The organism is Parabacteroides leei (assembly GCF_023369805.1).
Taxonomy (GTDB): Bacteria; Bacteroidota; Bacteroidia; order Bacteroidales; family Tannerellaceae; genus Parabacteroides; species Parabacteroides leei.
In genome coordinates, this window is sequence record NZ_JAMBQG010000009.1 from 164609 (window position 1) to 177479 (window position 12871).

At 44.5% G+C, this 12871-nt stretch carries 7 protein-coding genes; all 7 read left to right on the top strand.

The genetic code is table 11. The features are described 5' to 3' along the window. Positions 1–24 precede the first annotated feature (24 nt). Positions 25–1785 carry a RagB/SusD family nutrient uptake outer membrane protein gene (locus M1P97_RS14530; RefSeq protein ID WP_249389460.1) on the top strand — a complete coding sequence of 587 codons (1761 nt, stop codon included), beginning with the start codon at positions 25–27 and terminating at the stop codon, positions 1783–1785. A 20-nt stretch (positions 1786–1805) separates the two neighbouring features. After that, complete coding sequence (locus M1P97_RS14535) at positions 1806–3185, top strand: Gfo/Idh/MocA family protein (protein ID WP_249389461.1); 1380 nt, start codon at positions 1806–1808, stop codon at positions 3183–3185. Positions 3186–3494: 309 nt separating this feature from the next. Further along, on the top strand, positions 3495–7190 hold the full coding sequence (locus M1P97_RS14540; protein ID WP_249389462.1) for a DUF6383 domain-containing protein: 3696 nt from the start codon (positions 3495–3497) through the stop codon (positions 7188–7190). A gap of 146 nt (positions 7191–7336) precedes the next feature. Then, positions 7337–9274, top strand: a complete 1938-nt coding sequence (locus M1P97_RS14545; protein WP_249389463.1) for a beta-N-acetylhexosaminidase — start codon at positions 7337–7339, stop codon at positions 9272–9274. Positions 9275–9407: 133 nt separating this feature from the next. Further along, a complete protein-coding gene (locus tag M1P97_RS14550) occupies positions 9408–10694 on the top strand; it encodes a hypothetical protein (RefSeq protein WP_195372489.1) in 1287 nt (428 codons plus the stop codon). Positions 10695–10794: 100 nt separating this feature from the next. Then, a complete protein-coding gene (locus M1P97_RS14555; protein WP_195372490.1) occupies positions 10795–11613 on the top strand; it encodes a phosphate ABC transporter substrate-binding protein in 819 nt (272 codons plus the stop codon). A gap of 155 nt (positions 11614–11768) precedes the next feature. Beyond that, positions 11769–12836, top strand: a complete 1068-nt coding sequence (locus M1P97_RS14560) for an NAD(P)H-dependent flavin oxidoreductase (protein ID WP_195372491.1) — start codon at positions 11769–11771, stop codon at positions 12834–12836. Positions 12837–12871: the final 35 nt, after the last annotated feature.

A 12871-nucleotide genomic window follows, 5' to 3' on the forward strand; every position in this document is an offset into this window, starting at 1 on the left:
ATAACATTTAATTAAGTAAGAGTAATGGTAAATCTAAATATAAAGAAATGGACAGTTTTCGGTTTATTGACTGTCTCTTTTACAGCCTGTGATCTGGATGTGGTACCTCCTTCAGATATTTCAGTAGAAAGTTTCTGGAATACAGAAAAAGATGCATGGTACGGATTGAATGCCTGTTATGCACAAACGCCTGGCTTCGATATCTGGGATGAGATGTGTACGGATAATGCTCATAGCCATAAACCCTGGGAAGGACCGTATGAATCTATCCAGCAAAGTGAATTGAGTACGGCGGAAGACCGTGGGTACAGTTTCGGAACCATTCGTATCGTGAATAACTTTCTGGAAAGAGTGGGAACCTGTGATATGGATGAAACGCTGAAAGAAAGAATGAAAGCGGAAGCTCGTTTTATCCGTGCCCAGAGTTATCTGGACCTGACAACTAAATTTGGTAAAGTACCTTTGGTTACTATGGTTATGGAATATGATGCACCGAACGTACCCCGTGATCCGGTCGATAAAGTGCAGGCTTTCATTCTGGATGAACTGGCTGAGATTGCAACTGTTTTGCCGGACAAATACAATGGCGGTTATCTGCAGGAAACCGGGCGTATCACTCGTGCCGCAGCTTTGGCTATGCGTGCCCGTGCTGCATTGTATTTCGGTAATTATGCGGAGGCTGAAGCGTCTGCCAAGACTGTGATAAGCGAAGGACATCACTCTTTGTTCCGCGTAACGGCTTTGAATGATGCGCAAAAGAAAGAAGCTGACGAACTGGTACAGTTTATCGATTTTGAAAACAAGGGGATCGATAAGGATAAATTTGCAAAAGGTTTGTTTAGCTATGAAACGTTATGGCAGGGTAGCAATGCATCGCCTTCGAATCCCGAGTATATCCTGACCCGCGAGTACATGGCTGATGATAATAACTACGACTGGGCCCGTTATACCTATATACGTCCGAGCCAGATGGGATCGGGTTATTCGTCTTACGAACCGATGCAGGACCTGGTGGATGCTTATTGGGACATCGACGGTAAAACAGTACGTCCTTTGATATCGGTGGATACCCGTAAGAAGAATTTCGAAGAGATCACGGCTGAAGTAGCGGACCTGGATCAGGCTAGCTATATAAAGAGAGTTCCTGAAATGGATTTGAAGAAATATGCTTATATGGACGAATTCCGTAACCGCGACAGCCGTTTGTATGCTTCTATCCTGTTCCCGTTCAAGGGATGGCATGAGACAGACTTTACCGGAGGTACATTCTATTATCGTTGGAAACCGGAAGTGGCCGGTCTGGATGGTAACGAGTCGTGGACAGGTTACAGCTATCGTAAAATGGTAGCATTGACTCCTTATTCGGATTGGACCAGTGCCGATGACTATCCAGTGATTCGTTATGCAGAAGTATTGCTGACTTTTGCCGAAGCACACGTAATGAATGTGGGTTGGGATAATGATGTTCAGACTGCTTTGAATGATCTGCGTGATCGTTGCGGCATGCCGTCAGTGCCGACTTCAATGCCATCGAAAGAGGCTGCTCTGGATTTTGTACGTAACGAGCGCCGTATAGAGCTGGCCGGTGAGGGACATCGTTTCGATGACATCCGTCGTTACGGTTCTGCCTATTGCCAGAAAATAATGAATACTACAACCTATGCTCCGAATGGATATAAGGTAATCGAAAAGAAATGGAATGATCGCATCCTTTTGATGCCTATACCTCAAAATGCAATGGACTTGAATCCGCTTCTGAAAAACGATCAGAATCCCGGGTATTAATATTATAGATTTAAAATACAATGAAAAAGACTCTTTTTTTTATGTTAGTGTTGGCCCTTATTACCGGATGTACCTGTAATAAACCAGCCGTAAATGAGCCGGTAAAAATGATTTCCATGCCGGTTCCGGAGTGTCCGGCCGGTCAGACAGATGTATTGGAACTGGCTACCGATCCTATCCCGACCGTGCGTGTTGCATTTATCGGTTTAGGAATGCGTGGAAGCGGTGCGGTTTACCGCTACACTTTCCTGGACGGAGTGGAAGTGAAAGCTCTTTGTGACCTGAATGCCGATTATGTGAAAAGTGCACAGGAAACCTTGGCCGGTAAACATCTTCCGGCAGCAGATGAGTACACCGGGCAAGAGGATTGGAGAAAGATTTGCGAACGGGATGATATCGACCTTGTCTATATCTGTACAGACTGGTTGAACCATACACCGATGGCGATCTATGCAATGGAACATGGGAAACATGTAGCGGTGGAAGTACCGGCGGCTATGTCGATCGATGAATGCTGGCAATTGGTGAATACGGCGGAAAAGACTCGCCGTCACTGTATGATGCTGGAGAACTGTTGTTACGATTTCTTTGAAATGGCAACATTGAATATGGCCCAGCAGGGAGTATTCGGTGAAGTTATTCATGGAGAAGGTGCATATATCCACGACCTGCGTTCTCTTAATTTCTATCCGAGTGAGAAAGGTGGTTATCAGGGTATGTGGCGTTTGAAATATAATGAAGAACATACCGGTAATCCATATCCTACTCATGGTTTAGGTCCGATCTGCCAGATATTGAATATTCACCGGGGAGATAAGATGAATTACCTGGTATCCATGTCGACGAAAGAAGTCGGGATGACTGAATATGCAAAGAATACTTTTGGAAAAGACTCCAAGGAAGCGAAGCAGACGTATAAACTGGGTGATATGAATACGACCCTGATTCAGACGGAAAAAGGGAAAACGATTCTGATCCAGCATGATGTAACCAGTCCGCGTCCGTACGACCGTAAACATGTGGTAAGCGGCACCAAAGGTTTTGCCCAGAAATATCCGGTGGAAGGAATAGCGTTGGAACCGAATGCACATGAGTTTTTGAACAATGCACAAATGGATTCTATCATGGCTTTGTATGAACATCCTATTACAAAAGAGGTGGGTGAGAAAGCCCGGAAAGTAGGAGGTCATGGAGGTATGGACTTTATCATGGACTACCGGCTTGTTTATTGCCTGCAAAAAGGGTTACCTTTGGATCAGGATGTGTATGATGCAGCTGAGTGGTCTTGCTTGACGGAACTGACAGAGATTTCAGTGAATAACGGAGGCGTTCCTGTGGAGATACCGGATTTTACCCGTGGCGCATGGAATAAGCTAAAGGGATTGCAGTTTGCAAAATAACATCAGGCACAAATTTAGGATAAAGGGGCACCGGAATGAATTTTCCGGTGCTTTTTTTATTATATATTCCGAAAGGTTAAAATTTGAATTTGGTAATGATTATCCTCAACTTTGATAATAGAACCATCTGGATAGTTAAAAAAGGACAAAGACTGAGTCGCTATTAAATTGTTATTTATATCTTTGTTCCATCCCCCGATAAGTTTGCCGTAATTGCTTCCGGATAAATGATTTATTCGGCTGATAATTTGAAGAGTAAAAACAGGATTTATATAGAACTTTATTTTAGTATTACTTAAATTGGATTTTATGAGTAAAACAATTACCTCGTTAATTGCCGGCTTATTGTTGTCGGTTTGTGTTTCATCTCATGTATATGCTCAACCGAATGTAGGTGGGCATAATATCACGTTCCGCCCAACAGACGTGATGAGTAGTAATGAGATTGATAACGGCATAAATCATTTCGAAGCGAACAAATGGTATCAGCTGGTAAATGAAGATGGCAAATTATTGGTGCAGTATCGTCATTTCGCTTTTTATGGCGATGCTACTAATGGACTGGTTTTAAGGTTGGAATCTCCTGGTAGCGTACCGATCAACTATTCTTTGTGGTCTATCAAAGCATATGATGACGGACACAGCGGAAAGAATTTCGTGTTTGTCAACAAGGAAACGAATATGGAACTGGAGTATGGACACGTAAAGGCTTATACTCAGGAAATGATTGACCACAGTTATCAAAATGTTACCTCCTATCTAGGCGGCTGTCTGAAAAACTGGACCTGGTACTCTACCGATAAGCAGGTGAATGATTTCGACTATGCTCCTTTGTATTCTTATTTCAGTAATCAGGACTCAGTTGTCGTTTTACAGGAAAGCCCGTATTATTATGGAAATGAAATACTGGCCAGAAAATACTCAAAGGAGGAAGCCGGTGATGATATGAACGATATTCTCGGTGATATTATCAAGGTTAAACCTATTTTGGCAGGTGGTATAACTCTGAATGCAAATGCTGTAAATCAAATGGTGGATTTTCAGTATATGAATGATGCCTGGGGATTGTCAACGAATAATACTGTACAGTTTGATGCCTCTGTTACCCCGACTCAGACAAGTCCGCTGTTGACTAATCAGTTTGTAGCTGTGGATAACGAATATGATTATTTTCCGGGTATTTATAATGCTGACCCTGTAATCGGTCTTAGCTCCAATGAAGCATGGGATTATGTCAGGTTGCAAGTTCCGGGAGAAAGAGACGAATATGGTGACTATGAATCATTCCAGACTTTGTACGTAGGGACTTCATTCTACGAAAAAAGTAGTAAAGAACTGAAACTGGAGCTTATGGATGGTAATCTGAAGGCTGCGAATATGCCGGATGATATTCCTGGTCTCACAGAGAAAGCATGGATTGCCCGTTCACTTTTCAAATTCACTTATTATCCTTCACAGGATAGCCTGGTGATAGAACCGATGAATGCTTCTTATAAGAATGCTGCTTCCAACAAATGGATAAATGCCAATTATGCCTTCAACTCGACCAATAATGATATGCCAGCGATATGGGCTGCCAATGGAATAGATGCTCCGGAACATAACGATGAATATGGTCCCGTAGTTCTCCGTTTGGCTTACCTGACAGATAATACGTCTGTGATCACTGCCAAGAATACAGAGGTGGATGGCGAATATGTACTCCCCGGCTCTTTACAGACCCGATTCTTCTTCAAGAACCGTGATTTTAATTACTTGACTCGTATTACATTACCGGAAGGACTTTATTTTATCAAGAGTGCCGATAATGGTAAAAATGTTGTTGCCAACTTGCAGGGACGTCTGATGTTTGACGCACCGGAAGATGATCAGAATTATGACGATATGCCTGCAACAATGTGGGTGGTAAAGACAACCGGTTGTGGTGATAGAGCTACTGTTGCTATCTATAACCGCGAATATGCATTCGATTATGGCATGCTTATCTGGGATGAACCATCGGTAGATCTTAGGATGTCCTATAACGATTATTGGAATATGTGCCAAGATACAGTCCCGGTCTTTGAAGGTCAGTTATATAAAGATAAAGACGGTAATATTTTCTTTATTGATGAAAACTATCAGGGATTTGAGAAAAAAAGTTGCGAAGGTTGTAACTGGGCTTTGGATAACATGCATAACTATAACTTCATTTCGGTAACTGACAATGAGGCTTTGACAAATGAACATCACGGATACAAACATCTTGATCCGGCATCATTGCTTTACACCAAGTATCGTCTTAACTACAACCTGTTTGCTAACGGTAATCTTTATCTGAATGTTGTGGACAACACCTTCATGCCGATAGAAAGTCAGTCCACCACTTATGAATTGGAAATTGCTCCCGAAGACTTTAAAGCGACTGATTATGAGTTTGGTTACGGTGTGAACGTTGCCGGTTTGCCGCAATTGTCACGAACTGCTTATGTCTTGAAAGTGAGTGATAAGAACTTGATAGATAATGATAAGATGTATATCGCCCTGGTGGAAGAGTTCGGTAAAACAGCCTACTATCAGCCGATGAGTCGCGAAGATATCGAAGCAGGTAAAGGAAAGCTTGGTGTGTTCTACCTGAAAGCTGACCAACGTAAAGAGGATGAAAAATGCTATATCCTTATCGACATCTTCAATAATAAGGTGAATGATTGTAATGAATGTCCTGATCCTACTCCTGTTCCTACTAGTGCTGGGTTACGTAATACTCCTGCTCCGGACCCGGGCGATGACTGTGAAGATTGTGAGGAATGCACTCTTCCGAGATATTCTTACGCATTCAATGGCTGGAGACAAGCACATTGCGTAGATGGTATCGGTAAACTGAGTATTACCAAATTGGATAAAGAAGCTGAAGACCGTTCATCTGCTTTTGCTGTTATTACCGACTATCGTCCATTATATATGGATCTGGGTGAAGAAGGTAAGCATATCGATATATACCGTGCAAGAGGTACCGGTCAGGAATTCCTGTTCGAAGATTCTAATAACCAGAGCATGGCTCCGCAGGTGGTGAAAGAATTCGGTTACTTAGGTATGACAGCTGAAAAGATCCAGCCGATCGGTAAAGAAAGCAAAACTGCTATCTATGCTGACTATGTAACGAAATCTACTGACCGTATGCCTCAGTATCTGTTCGTTCTTCGTCCGGATTCAGTGAAAGACGGTAGGTGGTGTAACACCCACGGTTATAACCCGGGGTGCGAACACGAAGTTGATTATAACGGTTACCTGGCCGGTAGCTTCCTGATCAACCTGACTGACTCGGTGAAAGGTAATACTAACATGTTGAACAATCCTGACGTTTACAAATGGCAGTCTTACACTCGCCTTGGTTTCGTTGAAGGTGTTCACCAGGTGGATGCAACAGGCGAATATCTGTATATCCTGAAGAATGGTAAGAAATTGGCAGACCTGAGAACTAAGGACGGTGTTCTTGATCCTCGCGACCTGTACAATGAAGCTATCTTCGAAAAGAAACCGGTAGACGGCTTGCATAAGAACTATGCATTCTCTCTGCGTTACACAGACGACGCTCATAAGGACTTCTTACTGGAATCCAACAAGGAAGGCGTATCGAGCATTGCTTCGTTTAAGGGCGCATGGGTGAAAATCCACAACGGTGTGCCTGTATTGGCAGAATACGAAGTAGACAACGGTAACCATGTGGACGATAAGGATAAGATGCAGGAACTGATCAACCAGTCTCAGATCTTCAATCTGGAAAATACAGACGATTATGCAACTTCTAACGATGAGATTTCAACATCAAGTATTAGTATAGTTGCCGGTAACGGTTCAATCATCGTTCGTAATGCATCAGGTAAAGTAATAGCTGTTACCAATGTATTAGGCCAGCCGCTTGTAAACCGGACTATCACATCCGCCAATGCAACAATTCCTGTACCTCAGGGTGTTGTAATCGTCAGTGTGGAAGGTGAAAAAGCAGTTAAGGCGATCGTGAAGTAATTGTAAATACTAGTTATTAAATACCCGGGCGGTGTGTCTGTTATGCAGGAATGCATGAGACATACCGCCTTTTTTATTACCCTATCTTTCCTGTTTATCAGCGAATTCTTATCTTCGTGCAAAATTTCAAACAAAAACTTATAATAATGAAAAGAACACTGTTGAGTCTTGCTTCTGCCGCTCTGTTGCTGACTTGTGTATCATGTGCGAATAAGTCATGCGTTACGGAGAATGGAGAAATTGCATTGATCCCTGTGCCACAGGAAATGACTGTCGGTTCCGACTGTTTCACTCTTACTCCTAACGCTGCCATAACCCTCGATCAATCGAATGAAGAGCTGAAAGGCATTGCCCGGTATCTGAATGAAAAGATTTCGCCTGCTACCGGCTTCACTCTTCCTGTGGAGAAACATGGAAAGATCGAATTTAAATTGGTGGAAGATGCCACCCTGGGAGATGAAGGCTACCACCTGAAAGTGAAACATGGGGATATATTGCTTACGGCGAATAAACCAGCCGGGATTTTCTACGGGGTACAAACCTTGTTACAGATGCTTCCTGCCGAGATCAAGAGTAAGACGGCGCAGCCTAAAGATAAGAAATGGACAATCCCTTGTACCGAGATTACCGATAAACCCCAGTTTCCCTGGCGTGGGCTGATGCTGGATGTAAGCCGCCACTGGTTCAATAAAGAAGAAGTCATGAAGTTTATCGATGAACTGGCCGAGTATAAGATGAATGTTTTCCACTGGCACCTGACCGACGACCAGGGATGGCGCTTGGAAATAAAGTCATTGCCGAAACTGACGGAAATAGGCGCCTGGCGTGCTGACCGTGTAGGCGACTGGTGGGGACGTGAACGTGCGCAAAAAGGAGAAGAAACAACTTACGGAGGCTTTTATACCCAGGAAGATGTGAAGGAAGTTCTGGCTTATGCAGCCCGGCGTTTTGTGCGTGTTATTCCGGAAATAGATGTGCCCGGTCATGGAGTTGCCGCTTTGGTCGCTTACCCGGAACTGGCCTGTATGAAAGCTCCGGACGCAGTGAATGTTGGAAATAAATTCTATGGAGAAGATGAGAATACACTTTGTATCGGTAAAGAGTATACGTTCGAGTTTATGGATAAGGTGTTGACGGAAGTGGCAGCCCTTTTCCCTGACGAATATATCCATATCGGTGGTGATGAATGCTTTAAAGGTTTCTGGCATAAATGTCCCCGTTGCCAGGCTCGTATGAAAGCGGAGAATCTGAAGAATGAAGAAGAGTTACAAAGTTACTTTATCCACCGGATGGGGGATCTCTTGAAGTCGAAAGGAAAGAAACTGGTCGGCTGGGACGAGATACTGGAAGGTGGCTTGGCACCCGATGCTAATGTGATGAGCTGGCGTGGCATGGACGGTGGTATCAAATCGGCTAAAGCCGGCCACCATGTGATTATGACACCGACGGAACATTGCTATCTGGATTTGTATCAGGGAGAACCTTCTGTTGAACCCGCTACTTATTCCATGTGCCGGTTGAAAGACTCGTATAGCTTTAATCCCGTACCGGAAGGTGTTCCGGCTGAAATGGTATTGGGCGGACAAGGAAATGTATGGGGAGAAGCCATTCCGACCTTCCGTCATGCCGAGTATATGACCTGGCCGCGTGGATGGGCTTTGGCGGAAGTTCTGTGGAGCGGTCCTGCGCAAACGGATTGGGAGAAATTCTGGCCTCGTGTAGAACGTCATTTCGTGCGTGCCGATCAGGCCGGTATCAATTATGCTCGCAGCATGAATAATGCGATTGTCACTCCGTATTTGCAGGATGGTGTGTTGGAGGTTGAACTGGGTAGTGAAATTGCAGAAACAGATATTTACTACACATTCGATAATACCGATCCGGATTGCTTTACCCCGAAGTATAATAAACCGCTGCGTATTCCGAAAACAGCCAGCCGGCTGCGTGTCATTACCTATCGCGACGGTAAACCGGTCGGCAAACTGATAACCCTTACAATAAAAGAGTTGGAGAAGCGTGCCGAGTCGGATAAAAGAACCGGACATGGAAACCTGACAGTTGAATTGCAGGCTCCGAACGAATAGTTTGTAACAATATTGTAATAATTTGGTTTTATCTTTGTAACAGGGCTGCAATATATGTGAAACAGAAAAGCTGTTCCTTTGCTGCCGGAAACAGTGATGTAACATTTTTTCACCGCAACCAACAAAGTTAGGAATGAAAGTAATCAAATTAATGGCGCTCACCCTGTTGGCGCTGCTTCCCTTTCTCGCGGAAGCTCAGAACACGGAACAGTTAGATGCCCGCATAGATTCGCTGGCGGAAGAGGCAGCAACGCTGGATAAGATAGTGAAGGGACTTAGTAAGTTTAAAGTCTCTGCCTATATCCAGGGACAATATCAGTATGGGCAGGAAGATGCCACCCTGAAGGTCGGCGACAAGAACGAACATGAAGACAAAGGCTTCAACCGTATCGGTATTCGTCGCGGCCGCCTGAAGTTTGAATACAACGACGGCATCGGAACCGGAGCCGTGCAGATTGAGGCAAACGATAAGGGTGTCAGCTTCCGTGACCTGTATATCGGGATCAAAGATCCTTGGACAAAACGCAGCCAGTTGATGGCCGGTGTCTTCAACCGTCCTTTCGGACATGAGATCGGCTACTCGACCAGCGGTTTGGAGTCGCCCGAACGTGCTACCATTATCCAGTACTTCTTCCCGGACGAACGCGACCTGGGAGCTATGTTGACCCTCCGTGCCAAGAAAGAGAGTCCCCTGGGTTTCCTTCGTCTCGATGCCGGGCTCTTTGCCGGAAACAGTATCAACCGCGAAACCGACAGCCGCAAGGATTTTATCGGACGCCTGGGTGCCGATAAGGAGATCGGTAACTGGGGGAAATGGGGAGCAGGCCTATCCTATTATAATGGTGGTGTTTACAATCCGACGACAACAGCTTATGAGATGGACGGTCAACGCTTCGTCGAAGTGGATAAAGGTAAAACCGGTACTTACATGAAACGTGAATATATCGGTCTGGATGCCCAGTTCAGTTTCCTGAGTTCCTGGGGGACGACTACTCTGCGTGCCGAAGGCCTTTTGGGTACACAGCCCGGTATCGCCTCCAGCAGTAAAAGCCCGAACAGCGGTACACGTCCGGAAGACCTGCCCGAAAACTCTTTGTTCAAACGTCCTTTTATCGGTTATTTCTTCTATCTGGTACAGGATATCGGAACGTCTCCTTTCTCTGCTGTATTCAAATATGATGTGTACGACCCGAATACAAAGCTGAAAGGAAATGAGATAGGTGTGGAGAACACATTTACTTCCAAGACTGATTTAGCCCAGAGCACTTTCGGTATCGGTGGCCTCTACCGCTTCAACAAACATATCCGTGTACAGGCCTACTATGAATTCAACTTCAATGAAAAGAGCGACTTCGTAAAAGGTTACGAAAAAGACCGCAAAGACAATGTGCTGACGGTTCGTTTGCAGTATAAGTTCTGACCGGATTACCTGAAAAGGAAACATAAATGTAACACCTGTTTCATGCTCTTGAAATACGCATGTAGTTACTTTGCAGTAAGAAATTAATTCAATAAGAGTAATGAAAAAGACAATTCTTTTGGCTGCTATGGCCGCTTGTTTGTTTACGACAAATGTATTTGCACAGAAGATCAAAGGTAGTGATACTTGCTTGCCGGTGACCCAGACGGAAGCCGAAAACTTTATGAATAAGAATAAGGGATCAAAGGTAACTGTAACAGGTGGTGGTTCCGGTGTCGGTATCTCCGCTCTTATGGAAGGGACAACCGATATCGCTATGTCGTCCCGTAAGATGAAATTCGATGAGAAAGTTCGTTTGCAGGAAGCAAAGAAAAATACAAAAGAGGTAGTAATTGCCTACGATGCCCTGGCCATCGTCGTTCACCCCTCCAACGGTGTGACGAACCTGACCCGCGAACAGTTGGAAGGTATCTTCACCGGAAAGATCAAGAACTGGAAGGAAGTAGGCGGTGCCGACCTGAAGATCGTTGCCTATTCGCGTGAAACGTCTTCCGGTACCTACGAGTTCTTTAAAGAAAGCGTCCTGAAAAATAAGAACTATATGAACGGTATCCTGAGTATGCCCGCCACCGGAGCGATCATCCAGTCGGTGAGCCAGACCAAAGGTGCTATCGGTTATGTAGGCCTGGCCTATGTCAACAAAGACGTAAAACCGATCCATGTCTCTTACGATGCCGGAAAAAGCTATGTAGAACCTTCTTTTGCCAACGCAAAGAATAAAACCTATCCGATCGTCCGTCCGTTGTTCTACTATTACGAAGTGAAGAATGAAGGTCCTGTGAAGCCTTTCATCGATTACGTGTTGTCTGCTGAGGGACAGGAAACTGTGAAGAAAGTGGGTTATATACCGGTCAAATAGTTTAGTCTTTAAAGCTTTTGTTTAGGGTGTAGTCTGAAAGGATCGATATTATTGCACAAAAAAGATATACCTGTGCAATAATATTGGTCCTTTTTGCACATCATTTGGTTTATTGTGCTACCTTTGCTGCGTATTTATAAACTATATAAACTTTCATGAAGACATTAACAATCGGAGATCTTAAGCCCCGTTTCCCAATTATCCAAGGTGGGATGGGCGTAGGAATTTCTCTATCCGGCTTAGCCTCGGCCGTAGCAAATGAAGGTGGGATCGGCGTTATCTCCGCAGCCGGTCTCGGACTTTTATATAAGAAATTATCCCCCAATTACACAGAAGCAGGCAATTTAGGCCTGGCCGAAGAGATCCGTAAAGCCCGTGAAAAGGCAAAAGGTATCATCGGAGTGAACGTAATGGTGGCACTTTCCGACTTCGCAGAACTGGTAAAGACAAGTATCGCCGAAAAGGTTGATATCATCTTCAGTGGTGCAGGTCTGCCGCTAGACTTACCTTCTTTCCTTAAGAAAGACAGTGTGACGAAGTTGGTACCCATCGTATCGAGTGCACGTGCCGTACGCATCATCTGTGAAAAATGGAAGAACAACTACGACTATCTTCCCGATGCCGTTGTACTGGAAGGCCCGAAGGCCGGAGGTCACCTCGGTTACAAGGAAAACCAGTTGGAGGACGAACATTTTTCACTGGAAGAGTTGCTGCCCCAGGTGGTACACGAAGTTTCTCTGTTCGAAGAGAAATACAACAAGAGAATCCCGGTAATTGCGGCAGGAGGCATTTATACGGGTGAAGATATCAAACGCATGATGGATCTTGGAGCATCAGGCGTTCAATTAGGAACCCGTTTTGTCACTACTACCGAGTGTGATGCTTCCGATGCTTTCAAAGAAAGCTATATTAAAGCGGAAGAGAAAGACATAGAGATCATCAAAAGTCCGGTCGGAATGCCGGGGCGTGCGATCCATTGTAATTTCCTCGAGAAGGTGAAGGCTGGCATCAAGCAACCGAAGGCGTGTCCATTCAACTGCATCAAGACGTGTGACATCTCGAAAAGTCCTTATTGCATCGTAACGGCGTTGTATAATGCTTTCAAAGGAAACTTTGAAAACGGATATGCCTTTGCCGGAAGCAATGCCTGGAAGACCAACCGTATCATGTCGGTAAAAGAGACGATCAACGAACTGATCAACGAGTGGAAATCGAAAGAATGATTTTTTCTACTTATATGAATACAAAACCCCGGTAG

Excerpts from the sequence above, each read along its gene's own strand:
- M1P97_RS14550 (WP_195372489.1), top strand. The coding sequence starts at position 9,408 with ATGAAAGTAATCAAATTAATGGCGCTCACCCTGTTGGCGCTGCTTCCC.
- M1P97_RS14530 (WP_249389460.1), top strand. The coding sequence starts at position 25 with ATGGTAAATCTAAATATAAAGAAATGGACAGTTTTCGGTTTATTGACT.
- M1P97_RS14545 (WP_249389463.1), top strand. The coding sequence starts at position 7,337 with ATGAAAAGAACACTGTTGAGTCTTGCTTCTGCCGCTCTGTTGCTGACT.
- M1P97_RS14540 (WP_249389462.1), top strand. The coding sequence starts at position 3,495 with ATGAGTAAAACAATTACCTCGTTAATTGCCGGCTTATTGTTGTCGGTT.
- M1P97_RS14535 (WP_249389461.1), top strand. The coding sequence starts at position 1,806 with ATGAAAAAGACTCTTTTTTTTATGTTAGTGTTGGCCCTTATTACCGGA.
- M1P97_RS14560 (WP_195372491.1), top strand. The coding sequence starts at position 11,769 with ATGAAGACATTAACAATCGGAGATCTTAAGCCCCGTTTCCCAATTATC.
- M1P97_RS14555 (WP_195372490.1), top strand. The coding sequence starts at position 10,795 with ATGAAAAAGACAATTCTTTTGGCTGCTATGGCCGCTTGTTTGTTTACG.